This window comes from Variovorax sp. Varisp41, from assembly GCF_047325085.1.
GTDB lineage: Bacteria > Pseudomonadota > Gammaproteobacteria > Burkholderiales > Burkholderiaceae_C > Variovorax.
This window is the reverse complement of record NZ_CP168540.1, coordinates 2,851,442-2,866,561: the sequence shown is the minus strand read 5'-3', so window position 1 is coordinate 2,866,561 and position 15,120 is coordinate 2,851,442. Positions and strand designations below refer to the sequence as shown.

14 protein-coding genes are annotated in these 15,120 nt (G+C 71.9%); 6 read left to right on the top strand and 8 right to left on the bottom strand.

Features of this window, described 5'->3' with window-relative positions:
- Window positions 1–12 precede the first annotated feature (12 nt).
- The 6 genes from ACEN9J_RS13390 to ACEN9J_RS13365 all read left to right on the top strand — a co-directional run bounded on the left by ACEN9J_RS13390 (window position 13) and on the right by ACEN9J_RS13365 (window position 6,027).
- Entirely contained in the window at window positions 13–1,278 is a 1,266-nt protein-coding gene (locus ACEN9J_RS13390) for a toxic anion resistance protein (protein WP_413764299.1), read from the top strand.
- A complete protein-coding gene (locus tag ACEN9J_RS13385; RefSeq protein WP_413764298.1) occupies window positions 1,275–1,781 on the top strand; it encodes a substrate-binding domain-containing protein in 507 nt (168 codons plus the stop codon). The genes ACEN9J_RS13390 and ACEN9J_RS13385 overlap by 4 nt, the downstream gene beginning before the upstream one ends.
- A complete protein-coding gene (locus ACEN9J_RS13380; protein WP_413764297.1) occupies window positions 1,778–2,869 on the top strand; it encodes a vWA domain-containing protein in 1,092 nt (363 codons plus the stop codon). The genes ACEN9J_RS13385 and ACEN9J_RS13380 overlap by 4 nt, the downstream gene beginning before the upstream one ends.
- A 4-nt stretch (window positions 2,870–2,873) precedes the next feature.
- Window positions 2,874–3,518 carry a hypothetical protein gene (locus tag ACEN9J_RS13375; RefSeq protein ID WP_261210003.1) on the top strand — a complete coding sequence of 215 codons (645 nt, stop codon included), beginning with the start codon at window positions 2,874–2,876 and terminating at the stop codon, window positions 3,516–3,518.
- Between the two features lie 270 nt (window positions 3,519–3,788).
- Window positions 3,789–5,354 (top strand): TerC family protein, encoded by a 1,566-nt coding sequence (locus ACEN9J_RS13370; RefSeq protein WP_261210136.1) that lies wholly within the window; start codon window positions 3,789–3,791, stop codon window positions 5,352–5,354.
- 58 nt (window positions 5,355–5,412) lie between these two features.
- Window positions 5,413–6,027, top strand: a complete 615-nt coding sequence (locus ACEN9J_RS13365; protein ID WP_261210005.1) for a flavin reductase family protein — start codon at window positions 5,413–5,415, stop codon at window positions 6,025–6,027.
- A gap of 1 nt (window position 6,028) precedes the next feature.
- Here ACEN9J_RS13365 and ACEN9J_RS13360 read toward each other — a convergent pair whose 3' ends face one another.
- From ACEN9J_RS13360 to ACEN9J_RS13325, 8 genes are all read right to left on the bottom strand, one after another.
- Window positions 6,029–6,745, bottom strand: a complete 717-nt coding sequence (locus tag ACEN9J_RS13360; protein WP_413764296.1) for a CPBP family intramembrane glutamic endopeptidase — start codon at window positions 6,743–6,745, stop codon at window positions 6,029–6,031.
- 147 nt (window positions 6,746–6,892) lie between these two features.
- Entirely contained in the window at window positions 6,893–7,813 is a 921-nt protein-coding gene (locus tag ACEN9J_RS13355; protein ID WP_261210009.1) for a c-type cytochrome, read from the bottom strand.
- Between the two features lie 126 nt (window positions 7,814–7,939).
- On the bottom strand, window positions 7,940–8,503 hold the full coding sequence (locus ACEN9J_RS13350; RefSeq protein WP_413764295.1) for a methyltransferase family protein: 564 nt from the start codon (window positions 8,501–8,503) through the stop codon (window positions 7,940–7,942).
- 45 nt (window positions 8,504–8,548) lie between these two features.
- Window positions 8,549–9,307, bottom strand: a complete 759-nt coding sequence (locus ACEN9J_RS13345) for an SDR family NAD(P)-dependent oxidoreductase (protein WP_413764294.1) — start codon at window positions 9,305–9,307, stop codon at window positions 8,549–8,551.
- On the bottom strand, window positions 9,307–11,370 hold the full coding sequence (gene paaZ, locus ACEN9J_RS13340) for a phenylacetic acid degradation bifunctional protein PaaZ (RefSeq protein WP_413764293.1): 2,064 nt from the start codon (window positions 11,368–11,370) through the stop codon (window positions 9,307–9,309). The genes ACEN9J_RS13345 and paaZ overlap by 1 nt, the downstream gene beginning before the upstream one ends.
- Before the next feature lie 61 nt (window positions 11,371–11,431).
- Window positions 11,432–12,172, bottom strand: coding sequence for an ABC transporter ATP-binding protein (locus ACEN9J_RS13335; RefSeq protein WP_261210016.1), 741 nt, complete (start codon window positions 12,170–12,172; stop codon window positions 11,432–11,434).
- A complete protein-coding gene (locus tag ACEN9J_RS13330) occupies window positions 12,169–14,085 on the bottom strand; it encodes an ABC transporter permease subunit (RefSeq protein WP_413764292.1) in 1,917 nt (638 codons plus the stop codon). Before ACEN9J_RS13330 ends, ACEN9J_RS13335 begins: the two co-directional genes overlap by 4 nt.
- Complete coding sequence (locus ACEN9J_RS13325) at window positions 14,082–15,110, bottom strand: branched-chain amino acid ABC transporter permease (RefSeq protein ID WP_261210021.1); 1,029 nt, start codon at window positions 15,108–15,110, stop codon at window positions 14,082–14,084. The genes ACEN9J_RS13330 and ACEN9J_RS13325 overlap by 4 nt, the downstream gene beginning before the upstream one ends.
- Window positions 15,111–15,120 lie beyond the last annotated feature (10 nt).

Genomic DNA, 15,120 nt, shown 5'->3' with positions numbered 1-15,120 from the left:
CCCGAGGAACCCATGAACACTTCCCGTCCCGAGTCCGCTCCCGCCACGGCGGTCGCCGTTGCCGCGCCCGACGTGCTGCAGCCGCCGCAGTCCTTCGTGCTCGAGCCGCCGGCGCCCGTCGCGCCGGTGCCGGTCGAATCCGCCAGCGGGCGGGTGCGGCTCAAGCCCGAGGAGGTCGGCGAGCTCGATGCGCAGGTCGATCGCTTCATCGACGACATCACCGCGCACGACAGCCAGCATCCGCAGTTCAAGGAAGCGGTGGCGCGCATCCACTCGATGGGCAGCAAGGAGATCGAAGCCTCGGCTTCGGTCTCCAACCGCATGCTCGAACGCCCGGTGGGCTCGCTGCGCAACGGCCTGTTCGGCCAGGGCTCGCAGATCGGCCAGTCGCTGATCGACCTGCGCCACCAGGTCGAGGACCTCGATCCCTCGAAGCAGGGCGACCTGTTCTCGGCGCGCAAGCTGCTGGGCCTGATCCCGCTGGGCAACAAGCTGGTCGCCTACTTCGAGCGCTACCAGTCCTCGCAGTCGCACCTCGACGCCATCATCGAATCGCTCAAGCGCGGCAAGGACGAGCTGCTGCGCGACAACGCGGCCATCGAGCAGGAGAAGGTCAACCTCTGGACGCTGATGGAGCGGCTCGAGAAGTACGTGCACATCGGCAAGGCGCTCGACGCGCGCCTCGACGCCAAGGCGCGCGAGTTCGACGCCACCGATCCCGAGAAGGCGCGCGTTGTGCGCGAGGAGATGCTGTTCTACGCGCGCCAGAAGGTCACCGACCTGCTGACGCAGCTCGCGGTCAACATCCAGGGCTACCTGGCGCTCGACATGATCCGCAAGAACAACCTCGAGCTGACCAAGGGCGTGGACCGCGCCACCACCACCACGGTGTCGGCGCTGCGCACCGCGGTGATCGTGGCGCAGGCGCTGGCCAACCAGAAGCTGGTGCTCGACCAGATCGGCGCGCTCAATGCCACCACCGGCAACCTGATCGCGACCACCAGCGAGCTGCTGCGCGAGCAGACCGGCCAGATCCACCAGCAGGCGGCCTCGGGCACGATCGAGATCGCCAAGCTGCAGCAGGCCTTCGCCAACATCTACCAGACCATGGACGCGATCGCCGACTTCAAGCTCAAGGCGCTCGACTCGATGCAGACCACGGTCGACACGCTGAGCGACGAGGTGGCGCGCAGCCGCGGCTACCTCGACCGCGCGCGCCGCGAGACCTCGGCCGTCGCGCTGCGCGAGCCGTCGGCGGGCAGCGGGGTCGTGCTGTGAGCCTGGCGCCGGCACGGCGCTTCGCGCTCGGTGCGCTGCTGGCGCTGGCGCTCGGGCTGGCCGGCTGCGGCCGCGACGAGGCGGCCACGCCCACCGCCGCCGCGCCGCAGGCCAGTCCGCCATCGACGGCCTTCACCGTTCTCGCGGGCTCCGAGCTCAAGGACCTCGAGGCGCCGCTGGTCGAGGCCGCGCGCGCCGCCGGGGTGGAACTGCAGCTGTCGTACGCGGGCACGCTGGACATCGTGGAGCGCGTGAATGCCGGCGAGCGCTTCGATGCGATCCTGCCGCCCAACGGCGCCTATCCCGCGCTGGCGCTCGCCAAGCCGGCGGTGGCGCGCGAGAAGCTCTTCTACTCGCGCATCGCGCTCGGGGTGAAGGCCGCCAAGGCCGCGCGGCTGGGCTGGGACAAGCGCGCGCCCGGCTGGGCCGACATCGCGCGGGCCGCCAGCACGGGCCAGCTGCGCTACGGCATGACAACGCGACCAGCTCCAACACCGGCATGAGCGCGCTGTTCGCGGTCGCCTCGGCACTCGCGGGCAAGACCGAGGACCTGGCGGCGCAGGACGTGGACGAGAAGACGCTCAAGGCCTTCCTCTCGGGCCAGAAGCTCACGGCCGGCAGCTCGGGCTGGCTCGCCGATGCCTACCTGGCCGATCCCGCCGCGATCGATGCGATGGTCAACTACGAGGCCGTGATCCTGCGCCTCAACGAGCGACTGCCCGCGGCCGACCGGCTGCTGCCGATCTATCCGCGCGACGGCATGATCTCGGCCGACTATCCGCTGATGCTGCTCGACGAGGCACGGCGCGAGCCGTACAACCGGCTGGTGGCGGCCTGGAAGGGGGCCGCGTTCCAGCGCGATGCGCTGTCGGCCGCCTTCCTGCGCCCGGCCAATCCCGAGGTGCAGGCCGCGAGCGCGCTGCCCACGGCGGCGGTGTCGGAGCTGTCCTTTCCGAACCGGCTCGAGGTGATCGACGCCGTGCTCGGCACCTACCAGGCGCGCTGGCGCAAGCCCTCCACCTCGATCTTCGTGCTCGACCTCAGCGGCTCGATGCAGGGGCAGCGCCTGGAAGCCATGCGCGAGGCGCTCAAGCGGCTGTCGGGGGCCGAGGCCGGCGCCGCGGCGAGCGTGCGCTACAGCGCCTTCCAGAGCCGCGAGCGGGTGGTGCTGGTTCCGTTCGCCACGCGCGTGTCGGAGCCGGTGTGGGTGCGCTTCGAGCCCGAGCGCATCGGCGCCGCGCGCGAGGAACTGCGCCGCCAGGCCGACGCGATGCAGGCCGATGGCGGCACCGCCATCTATTCCGCGCTGGCCGTGGCCGAGGACCTCGCGCGCGAGGAGCAGCGCAGCGATCCCGATCGCTTCGTGAGCATCGTGCTGCTGACCGACGGCCAGAACAACGCGGGCCTGAAGCCCGAGGAGTTCCAGGCGCGCTACGCGAACGGGCTGCCGGCGCGCATCTTCCCGATCCTGTTCGGCGAGGGCAACGTGGCCGAGATGCGGGCGCTCGCGAAAGCCTCGGGCGGGCGCGAGTTCGACGGCCGCCGGCTGGTGCTGGCGCAGGTGTTCAAGGAAATCCGGGGCTACCAGTGACCCTGTGCAAAGGCCTGGCGTGGCGCGGCATTCGCTGAAGCTGCGCGCGCTGCTGTTCCTCTACGGCAACGGCAACATCCTCGGCTGCGCGCTCGCGCTGGCCGGTCCGGCGCTGCTGTTCGCGGGCGTCATCGACCGCGGCTGGCTCGCCATCACCGCCGGCCTCTACATCGTCGGCTGGCTGCTGGGCCGGCGCGCGCCCGAGCTCGAGCGCCGCATCGAGGACAGCCTGAGCCTGGAGGAGACGCTGCGGCGGCTCGACGAGGTGGTCGCGCGCGCCTCGCCGCACCTCACCGAGGACATGCGGCACAGCCTCGAGAGCGTGCGCGGCCTGGTGGTCGAGGTGCTGCCGCAGTTGATGGACGCCGGCGCGGGCGGCGACGACCTGTTCACCGTGCGCGAGACCGTGTTGCGCTACCTGCCCGAGACCCTGGCCAACTATGTGGCGCTGCCGCCGGCCTTTCGCGTCACGCAGCCGCTGAAGGACGGCAAGACCGCGCGCCAGCTGCTCGGCGAGCAGCTCGGCCTGCTCGATGCCAAGCTGCGCGAGGTGGTCGCCAACCTGGCGGCGAGCGATGCCGCGGCGCTGGTGGCCAACGGCCGGTTCCTCGAGAAGAAGTTCAGGCAGCCCGACTTCCTCGAAGGCTGAGGCGCCCCCGGCAAAGCCCTTGCAAACGTGGGGCCGCGCGAGGGCTTCGATAGACTGCGCGGGTGACAACCTCTTCCGAGCCTCCCAGTCCGTCGCTGGCCTGCGCCAGCCGTCCCGCTCCCCGCCGCCGCTTTCCGAGCGCGCTGTCCCCGCCAATGACACGGCCTCCGCCGGGTCCTTCGGCCTTTTCTCTCCTCCCGATTTCTCCCTCATCGCTCGCCATGGTTCGCGCCATGCCGGGCCGCACGCGCTCGCGCGCCACCTTCCATGATTGAACTGCTGTCCGACCCCGCCGTCTGGATCGGTCTCCTCACGCTCGTCGTGCTCGAGATCGTGCTGGGCATCGACAACCTGATCTTCATCGCGATCCTCGCGGAGAAGCTGCCGCCGCACCAGCGCGACCGCGCGCGGCTCATCGGCCTGAGCCTGGCCCTCTTGATGCGCCTGGGGCTGCTGTCCATCGTCTCGTGGCTGGTGACGCTGACCACGCCGCTGTTCAGCCTGTTCGGCCAGGGCTTCTCGGGCCGCGACCTGATCCTGCTGCTGGGCGGCCTGTTCCTGCTGTTCAAGGCCACGGCCGAGCTGCACGAGCGCATCGAGGGCGTGACCCATGCCGTGACCGGCACCACCGCCTATGCGAGCTTCGGCGTGGTGGTGGCGCAGATCGTGGTGCTCGACGCCGTGTTCTCGCTCGACGCGGTGATCACGGCCGTCGGCATGGTCGACCACCTGCCGGTGATGATGGCTGCGGTGATCATCTCGATCGCGATCATGCTGTGGGCCTCGAAGCCGCTGACGCGCTTCGTCAACGCCCATCCCACGGTGGTGGTGCTGTGCCTGAGCTTCCTGCTGATGATCGGCCTGAGCCTGGTGGCCGAGGGCCTGGGCTTCCACATTCCCAAGGGCTACCTCTACGGCGCGATCGGCTTCTCGGTGCTGATCGAGGCGCTCAACCAGTGGGCGCGCCGCAACGAACTGCGCCACGAGGCGCGCCGGCCGCTGCGCGAGCGCACGGCCGAGTCGGTGATCCGCCTGCTCGGCGGCCGCACGCGCGGCGAACCGGTGCCGGTGGGCGCCGCCGCGGCCGATGCCGATGCGCCCGTGGACGAACCCGCCTTCGGCATCGAGGAACGCAACATGGTCAGCGGCGTGCTCTCGCTGGCCGAGCGCAACGTGCGCTCGGTGATGACGCCGCGCGCCGATGTCTCCTGGGTCGACCTCGACGACGATCCCGAGGCGCTGCGCGAGCAGTTGCTCGACACCCCGCACGGCCTGTTCCCGGTGTGCCGCGGCTCGCTCGACCAGGTGGTGGGCGTGGCGCGCGCCAAGGACCTGCTGGGCCAGCTGCTGCGCCACGGCCGCATCGACGAGGGCCATGGCCTGCGCGCGCCGATCTACGTGGCCGAGTCGACGCGCGTGATCCGCCTGATCGACACCCTGCGCGGCGCGCGCGGCCAGCTCGCGCTGGTGGCCGACGAGCACGGCACGCTGACCGGCGTGGTCACGCCGATCGACGTGCTGGAGGCGATCGCGGGCGAGTTCCCCGACGAGGACGAGTCGCTCGAGATCCAGCAGACCGGTCCCGAGGCCTGGACCGTGGCCGGCAGCGCCGACCCGCACCTGCTCGAGCAGGCGCTGCAGACCGACGGCCTGGCGAGCGAGGACGACAGCTACACCTCGGTGGCGGGACTGCTGCTCGACCGCTTCGGCGGCCTGCCCGCGGCCGAGGCCACCTGGGTGCACGACGGCTGGGAGTTCGTCGTCACCGGCGTGGACGCGCAGCGCATCCGCGAGGTGGCGGTGCGGCGCGTGCCCGTGGTGCCGCCCGAGGCCTGAAGCGGGCAGGGCGCCGCTTTGGTAGGCTGGCGCCCCCGCTTCCCGACCCGCTTCGCGCATGACCTCCAACGCCTCCCACCGCCAGCCCGTTCCCCTCGCCAAGGCCTACCGCCTGCTCAACCACGGCCCCACGGTGCTGGTGAGCGCGGCCCACGCGGGCCGGCGCAACATCATGGCGGCGGCCTGGGCCATGCCGCTGGACTTCGATCCGCCCAAGGTGGCGGTGGTGCTCGACAAGAGCACCTGGACCCGCGTGCTGCTCGAGGGTGCGGGCAGCTTCGCGCTGCAGGTGCCGGTGCGCGCGCAGCTCGACCTGACCGAGGCGCTGGGCAGCAGCTCGGGCCGCGAGCTGGTCGAACGCGACGGCCGCGACAAGTTCGAGGCCTACGGGCTGCGCAGCTTCGCGGGCAGCGCCACCGAGGCGCCCCTGCTCGAGGGCTGCGCGGCCTGGCTCGAATGCCGGCTGCTGCCCGAGCCGCCGATCCAGCAGCGCTACGACCTGTTCCTCGGCGAGGTGATCGCGGCCCAGGCCGACGCGCGCGTGTTCTCGAACGGCCGCTGGCACTTCGAGGGCCATGACGAACTGCGCACGCTGCACCACGTGGCGGGCGGGCACTTCATCGTCGATGGCGAGGCGGTGGACGCGAAGCCGCTGGCGCAGGCCGGGCGCTGAATCAGCCCTCGCTGGTCCGGCCCGAGGCCACCAGCAGCTGCCGCAGCACCACCCCGCCGCACAGCGCGGCCGCGCCCGCGAGCAGCACGAAGCTCAGCACGCCGGCGGGCGAGGCGTCCTCGAGCCAGCCGGCCACCAGCAGCGTGGTGCAGTTGTAGGCCGCGTGCAGCGCGATGCAGGGGATCAGCGAGCGCGTGCGCTCGTAGAGCCAGCCCAGCACCGTGCCCATGGCGACGCCGACCACGAACTGGTAGATGTTCATGTGGGCCGCGCCGAACAGCAGCGCCGACATCAGGATCGCCTGCCAGCGCCCGTAGCGCTGCAGGAAGCCGCGCAGCACGATGCCGCGGAACAGCATCTCCTCGAGCAGCGGCGCCATCACGCAGACCGCGAGCACCGCCGCCACGCTGCCGTCGGCCATGCGGCTGAACATCGCCTCCTCCCAGGCCGACAGCGGCAGCGCCAGCGTCAGCAGGTTGATCGCGCAGGTGATCGCCAGCATCAGCGCCGGCACCAGCAGCAGCGCGGGCGGCACCACCAGCATCAGCGTGGCGCGCATCGAGGCACGCGAGGGATGGAACAGCGCGCGCCAGCCCAGCTTCTGCTGCTGCATCACGACCGCGAACACCAGCCCGTTGCCCAGCACGGCCGACAGCACGCCGATCTGCATCGTGCTCAGGCCGAACACGCGGTTGGCATCGCGCAGCACGGCGCCCACGAGCAGCTCGCACAGGAACAGGGCGAGGTACAGCAGGACGGCCTGCGTCGCCGAGGGGAAGGCCGGGCGTTGGGGGAGGGCATGGCGCGGGCGGGGCGGTGGCGCGCATGTTAGCCGCGCCCGGCCCGGCCCGCCTGACCGGCGCGTTCAGCCTTTGCGCGGCGGCGGCAGCTGCCGCAGGAACAGGTACAGCGCGCGCATGTCGGTGTCGCTGATCTCGCGCAGCGACTCGAAGGGCATCACGCGCACCGGCGTGCCGTCGGGGCGCAGGCCGCTGCGGAAGAGCCGGATCATCGACTCGGCGTCGGGATAGCGCGCCAGCGCCGAATCCTTGCCGGGCGCGAGCCGCGAGGCCGCGGGCCAGTCGGGCGGGCCGCCCGGGACCTTGCCGCCCGCGAGCTGCGGACCATGGCAGCCCAGGCACATGTTCGCCACATAGGCGCCATGCGCCACGCTCACGCCCTCGGCCACCGGCAGCGCGGGCGGCAGCCGGTGGTCGATCCTGGCGGCCGCGTCCTGGATCAGGCCGAAGCCGTAGAGCGCGCGCACCGGCAGCGGCATCTCGACCATGGCAGGCGTGCCTTGCACCGGCGGCAGGGCGCGGATGTGGGCCACCAGCGCGGCGAGGTCCTCGTCGGTGAAGCGGTTGTAGTCCTCGCTCGGCATGATCATCAGCGGCCGGCCGGCCGGATCGACGCCGTGCCGGATCGCGCGCACCCAGTCCTCGGGCCGGTAGGCGGCGGTCGCGTTCGCGGCGCCGGGCGCGATCTGCGGCCCGGCCACGCGCAGGCCGTTCGGCGCGTCGATGAAGAGACGCCCGCCGCCGTCGGCGCCGTGGCAGTCGACGCAGCCGCGCGAGGCATAGAGGTAGCGCCCGCGCTCGAGCGCCGCGGTGTCGCCGCGCGGGCGCAGGGCCACCGGCTTCACGTCGACGTCGACGCGGCGTTCCATCTTGTGGTGCGCCATCAGCACGGCGCCGGACAGCGCGGCCGCGGCGAGCAGGGCCAGCGCCAGCAGCGCGAGCACGCCGCGGCGCAGCCAGCGGGCGGTCTTGTTTTTCTCGGTCATGGGGAATCGTGGGATCGATGGCGGCGGCGGATCCGCGCGCGCCCTTCAAGCCCGAACGATAGGAGAAAGCACCGCGGCTGGGCATTGGCCGGATTGCCTATGCCCGGCGCCGCGCCGGCCGCGCCGTCAGAGCAGGAAGGGCACGAAGCGCCTGGTGCCGCGCATGTAGGCGCGGTAGGCGTCGCCGAAATGCGCGATGCATTCGCGCTCGTCGCTGAGCGCCGTCAGCACCAGCAGCACGGTGGCCGCGAGCGCCAGCGCGAGGCCGGGGCCGCCGATGTCCTTGAGGCAGGCGCCCCAGGCCAGCAGCATCAGCGCGGTGTACATCGGATGGCGGATGTAGCGGAAGGCGCCGTCGGTGACCAGCGAGTCGGTCTTCTCGAAGCCGAGCAGCGCGGCATCGTCGTCGCGCGCCGCGCCCGGCCGCCCCGCGGCCCGCAGCCGGCGCCAGGCATGCACCGGCAGCCAGGCCGACAGCGCCAGCAGCAGCCAAGACAGCAGCTGGTGCGGCGCCAGCGGATCCACGTGCCACACGGGCAGGTTCAGCAGGATCAGCGCCAGCATGCACTCCCAGGCGAAGAAGCGGTAGAAGCCGTGCGAGCCGCGCCGGCGCAGCGCGCCGCGCGAGACGTACAGCAGCGCGGCCGACACGGCGACGAAGAGGGCGATCTGGATCCAGGCGAAAGGCATGGGGCCCGAATCTACACGCCGGGCCGCCGGCGCCCTCACACCTTGTCAGCCCATCGTCGAGTAGCCGCCGTCCACCGGGATCGCCACGCCGGTCACGTAGTCGGCTGCGGGGCTCGCGAGGAACACGGCCGTGCCCGCGATGTCGGCCGGCCGGCCCCAGCGGCCCGCCGCCGTGCGCGCGACCACGCGCTCGTAGAGGCCCGCGACCTGGGCGCGCGCGCCATCGGTCATCTCGGTCTGGAACCAGCCCGGCAGGATCGCGTTGACCTGGATGTTGTCGGCCGCCCACGAGAGCGCGGTCGACTTGGTGAGCTGCACCACGCCGGCCTTGCTCGCGGCATAGGCGGGCGAGTAGGCGGCGCCGAAGATCGACATCATCGAGCCGACGTTGACGATCTTGCCGCCGCCCGCGCGCTGCATGTGCGGATGCGCCGCGCGGCTCACGAGGAAGGCGCTGGTGAGGTTGGTCTGGAGCACGAGGTTCCACTCGTCCAGCGTGAGCTGGTCGACCGGCTTGCGCACGGTGGTGCCGGCGTTGTTGACCAGGATGTCGAGCCGGCCGCAGCGCGCGGCCACGGCGTCGACCGCCTGCCGCACCGAGGCTTCGTCGGCCACGTCGATGGCGACCGCGAAGCTGTCGCTGCCGAGCGCCTTCAGCGTCTCGACCGCGGCGGCCGATTTCTCGGGGTTGCGCGCGGCGATCACCACGCGCGCGCCGGCCCGCGCCAGGCCCTGGGCCATGCCGAGGCCCAGGCCGCCGTTGCCGCCGGTGACCAGCGCGACCTTGCCGCCGAGGTCGAACATCAGGCCGCCGCCGCCGGCACCGGCTTCTTCGCGACCAGCGTCAGGATGTCGTAGCTCGCGACCAGCTCGCCGTCCTGGTTCGTCACCTCGACGTCCCAGGCCACCACGCCCTGGCCCTGGCCGTTGGCGTCCTTGCGGTTGCGGTCGATCTTGCGCTTGCAGGTCAGGCGCGCGCGGATGGTGTCGCCGATGCCCACGGGCTTGACGAAGCGCAGCGTGTCGAGGCCGTAGTTGGCCAGCACCGGGCCCGGCGCGGGCGAGACGAACAGGCCCGCGGCCGCCGACAGCACGAAGTAGCCGTGCGCGATGCGCTTGCCGAACGGCGACTCCTTGGCCGCGATCTCGTCGAAGTGCATGTAGAAGTAGTCGCCCGACAGGCCGCCGAAGGCCACGATGTCGGCTTCGCTCACGGTGCGGCGGTGCGTCAGCAGCGAGTCGCCGATGCGCAGGTCCTCGAAGTGGCTGCGGAACGGATGCACCTCGGTCTCGCGCACCTTGGCGCCGCGCACGTGCTCGCCGGTGACGGCCGCCAGCATGGTGGGCGAGCCCTGCAGCGCGGCGCGCTGCAGGTAGTGCTTGACGGCGCGCAGGCCGCCGAGCTCCTCGCCGCCGCCCGCGCGCCCCGGGCCGCCGTGCTTGAGCGGCGGCAGCGGCGAGCCGTGGCCGGTCGATTCGGCCGCGGCCTCGCGGTCGAGCACCAGCAGCCGGCCGTGCCAGGCGGCGGCCACGGGGATCGCCTTGGCGGCGGTCGCGGGATCGCGCGTGACCAGCGTGCCGACCAGGCTGCCGCGGCCGCGCGCGGCCAGCGCCAGCGCCTCGTCGATGCCCTCGTAGGGCATCAGCGTGCTGACCGGGCCGAAGGCCTCGATGTCGTGCACCGCATCGTGCTCGAGCGGCTTGCGGCTCAACAGCAGCGTGGGCGCGAAGAAAGCGCCCTCGGCCGTGCCCTCGCCCACGGGCGAGAAGCCCTCGCCGCCGCCGTACACCAGCTCGGCGCCCTTGCGCAGCTCGGCCACGCGCTCGGCCACGTCGGCCTGCTGCGCATGCGAGGCCAGCGCGCCCATGCGCACGTCCTCGCGCGAGGGATCGCCCACCACCGTCTTGGCCAGCCGCGCGCGCAGGCGCTCGGCCACGGCGTCGAGGTGCTGGCGCGGCACGATGGCGCGGCGGATGGCGGTGCACTTCTGGCCGGCCTTCACCGTCATCTCGCGCGCCACCTCCTTCACGAACAGGTCGAACTCCTCGTCGTCGGGCGTGACGTCGGGCGCGAGGATCGCGCAGTTGAGCGAGTCGGCCTCGGCGTTGAACGGGATCGACTGGCGCACCAGGTTCGGATGCACGCGCAGCCTGGCGGCGGTGTCGGCCGAGCCGGTGAAGGTCACGACGTCGGGGCCCTCGAGGCGGTCGAGCAGGTCGCCCGTACCGCCGATGACCAGCTGCAGGCTGCCTTCGGGCAGGATGCCCGACTGCACGATCAGCCGCACCACGGCCTCGGTGAGGTAGCTGGTGGCGGTGGCCGGCTTGCCGATGCAGGGCATGCCCGCGAGGAAGCTGGGCGCGAACTTCTCGAGCAGGCCCCAGACCGGGAAGTTGAAGGCGTTGATGTGCACCGCCACGCCGCCGCGCGGCACCAGGATGTGGGTGCCCGCGAAGCCGCCCTTCTTGCCGAGCGGGAAGGCCGGGCCCTCGTGCACCAGGTTGCCCGAGGGCAGCTCGTTGCTGCCGATGCCCGCGTAGGCCGCGAGCGTGCCGGCACCGCCCTCGATGTCGACCCAGCCGTCGGCGCGCGTCGCGCCGGTGTGGGCCGAGACCGCGTAGAGCGTTTCCTTGTTGGCGGCGATGTACTTGGCCAGTGCCTTGAGGCGCTCGGCGCGCTGCTGGAAGTCGAGCGCCATCAGCGCCGGGATGCCGACGCGGCGCGCATGGGCCAGCGCCTCGGCGAAGTTGATCGCCTCGGCGTGCGTGCTGGCGATGGCCTGGCCGTTGACGGCGCTGCGCAGCGACTGCGCGGCTTCGCGGCCGATCCAGCGGCCGGCGATGTAGCTTTGGAGGGTGGTGCTCATGGTGCTGGGTCCTTTGCTCTCTCTGTGTTGGGCCTTCCCCTGCGGGGGAGGGAGACATTCGTCAGTGGGCGTCGTCCTTCTTGCCGATGCCCAGGTAGGTGTCGATGATCCGCTGGTCGTGCAGCAGCTCGCGCGCCGGGCCCTCGAGCGCCACGGCGCCCATCTCGAGCACGTAGGCGCGGTCGGCCACCTGCAGCGCGGCACGCGCGTTCTGCTCCACCAGCAGCACCGACACGCCGTGCTTGCGCAGCTGCGCCACCACGCGCAGCACCTCGCGCACCACCAGCGGGGCCAGGCCCAGCGAGGGCTCGTCGAGCATCAGCAGGCGCGGGCGCGCCATCAGCGCGCGGCCGATGGCCAGCATCTGGCGTTCGCCGCCCGAGAGCGTGGAGGCCATCTGCGGCCGGCGTTCCTTCAGGCGCGGGAAGATCTCGAAGATCTCGTCCATGCGCGCGCGCTGGTCGCGCTTGCCCTTGCGCCACTGGTAGAAGCCGCCGAGCAGCAGGTTGTCTTCCACCGACATCTCGCCGAACAGCTCGCGCCGCTCGGGCACCAGCGCCACGCCGCGCGCCACCATGGCCTCGACGCCGGGGCGCGCGATGCGCTCGCCGTGCAGCGACAGGCTGCCGGTGGAGGGCAAGAGGCCCATCGCCGCGCACAGCAGCGTGGTCTTGCCGGCGCCGTTCGGGCCGATCACGGTGACGATCTCGCCTTCGTTCACGTGCAGGCGCACGCTGTGCACCGCCTCCACCTCGCGGTAGGCGACGCAGAAGCCGTCGAGTTGAAGCAGGGGTTGGCTCATCGCGATGCGTCCTCGAGCAGTTCGTCGTCGGCGCCGCCGAGGTAGGCCTCGAGCACGCGCGGGTTGGCCTGCACTTCGGCGGGCGAGCCGGTGGCGATCACGGTGCCGAACTCGAGCACGGTGATGCGGTCGGCGAGGTTCATCACGAACTCCATGTCGTGCTCCACCACCAGGATGCCGAGGCCTTCGGCACGCAGCTGGCCGAGCAGCTCGGACAGCGCGCGCTTCTCGAGGTGGCGCAGGCCGGCCGCGGGCTCGTCGAGCAGCAGCACCGAGGGCTGGCCCGCGAGCGCGCGCGCGATCTCGACCACGCGCTGCTGGCCCAGCGAGAGCGAGGCCGCGGGCGTGTCGGCATGCGCGCCGAGGCCGCAGCGCTCGATCTGGCGCCGTGCCTCGGCCATCAGCGCGGCTTCCTCCGCGCGGTCCAGTCGCAGCATCGCCGAGACCCAGCCGCGTTTGGCGCGCAGGTGGGCGCCGAGCGCCACGTTCTCGATCACGCTGCGCTGGCCGAGCAGGCGCACGTGCTGGAAGGTGCGGCCCAGGCCCAGCGAGGCGAAGGCGCGCGAGGGCTTGCCCGACATCGGCTGGCCGACCAGCCGCACCTCGCCGGTGGTGGGATCGTCCACGCCCGAGATCATGTTGAAGAAGGTGCTCTTGCCGGCGCCGTTGGGGCCGATCAGCGCGTGCACCTCGCCGGCCTTCAGGGTCATCGAGATGTCGTTGTTGGCGACCAGCCCGCCGAAGCGCTTGCTCACGCCGTCGGCCTGCAGCAGCAGGCTGCCCGCGGCCGGCAGCGCGCGCTGCGCGAGCTGCTCGGTGCTCGAGACGGCCGGGCCGGCGCCGGCGGCGCGCGGCAGCTCGCGCACCCAGCGGCGCGTGAGCCGCGCCAGCGTGGGCCACAGGCCGTCGGCGAAGCGCTGCAGCACGAACAGCATCAGGAGGCCGAACACCACCACCTCGAAGTTGCCGCTGGTGCCCAGGAGCGCGGGCAGGATGTCCTGCAGCTTTTCCTTCAGCAGCGTGATCAGCGTGGCGCCGAGCACCGCGCCCCAGAGATGGCCCGCGCCACCGACCACCGCCATGAACAGCATCTCGATGCCGATGTTGAGGTTGAAGGGCGTGGGGTTCACGAAGCGCTGCATGTGGGCATAGAGCCAGCCCGAGATCGCGGCCAGCAGCGCGGCCAGCACGAACAGCTTGATGCGGTGGCGCGCGGTGTCCACGCCCATCGACTCGGCCATCAGCCGGCCGCCCTTGAGCGCGCGGATGGCGCGGCCCTCGCGCGAGTCGAGCAGGTTGTGCATGGCCCACAGCGCGAGCAGCAGCACGGCCCAGATCACCACGCCGAGCATGCGCGGCGTGGCGAACGAGACGCCCGCCACCACCAGCGGCGGAATGCCGGTGATGCCGGTCTGGCCGCCGAGGAACTCCATGTTGCCGAGCAGGAAGTACAGGCTCAGGCCCCAGGCGATGGTGCACAGCGGCAGGTAGTGGCCCGAGAGCTTGAGCGTGACCGCGCCGAGCGCCCACGCCAGCGCGAAGGTCAGCACCAGCCCGAGCAGCAGGCCGAGCCAGGGCACCAGCGCGGAACCCGCGAGGCCGCCGAGCCAGCCGGCCGCGGTCGGCGAGGTGCAGATCCAGGCCGTGGCATAGGCACCCATGCCGACGAAGGCGGCCTGGCCGAAGGAGGTCATGCCGCCGACGCCGGTCAGCAGCACCAGGCCCACCGCCACCAGCGCGTAGAGGCCGATGTTGCTGAGCACGGTGACGGTGAAGGGCGGCAGCCAGCCCCAGGCCAGCGCGAGCGCGACGATGAAGACGAGCGTGAGCACGCGCGGCGTGACCAGCGGTCGGCCCTCGGGCACGGCGTTGGCGGAAGAAGAAGTCACAGGGGTCGATGAAGACGGGTTCATTCCTCGTCCTCCACGTGATGGCTGCGCAGCGAACGCCACCACAGCACCGGGATGATCAAAGTGAAGACCAGCACTTCCTTGTATGCACTGGCCCAGAAGGAGGAGAAGGCCTCGAGCAGGCCCACCAGGAGCGCGCCCGCGAGCGCCAGCGGATAGCTCGCGAGGCCACCGACGATGGCGGCCACGAAGCCCTTGAGGCCGATCAGGAAGCCGGTGTCGTAGTAGACCGTGGTGATCGGCGCGATCAGCAGGCCCGAGATGGCGCCGATGACGGCCGCCAGCGCGAAGCTCAGGTCGCCCGAGAGCTCGGTGGGAATGCCCGACAGGCGCGCGCCCACGCGGTTGATGGCGGTGGCGCGCAGCGCCTTGCCGATCATCGAGCGGCCGAAGAACCAGAACATCGCGATCACCAGCACCAGCGTGACGCCGACCACCACCAGCGACTGGCCGCTGACGGGGATGCCGCCGAGGTCGAGGCGCAGTTCGGAGAACGCGCTGGTGCGCGAGCCCTCGGCGCCGAAGAAGAAGAGCCCCAGGCCGACCAGCACGCCGTGCAGCGCGACCGAGACGATCAGGAGCATCAGCACGCTGGCATCGGCCAGCGGGCGGTAGGCGAGGCGGTAGAGCAGCGGGCCCAGCGGCGCGATCAGCACCAGCACGGTGAGCGCCTGCGCGGCCAGCGAAGTGGGCTTGAGCACCAGCACCAGCGCGGCGGCGACCGCGGGGAAGGCCACGCACCAGGTGAGCGCCGAGCGCCAGTCGACCGTGGCGCCGCGTTTCCAGCGCCAGGCCTCGACCGCCAGCACGACCACCGCCAGCGCCAGCAGCAGCCACAGCGTGGACGGCGCGCGGCCGCCCTGCAGCGCGGCCATCGAGAGCGCGCCGAAGGCGACGAACTCGCCCTGCGGGATGAAGATCACGCGCGTGACCGAAAACACCAGCACCAGCGCGAGCGCCATCAGTCCGTAGACCGCGCCGTTCACGATGCCGTCCTGCCCGAGCAGCAGGGCGATCTGCAAATCCATACGACCAACT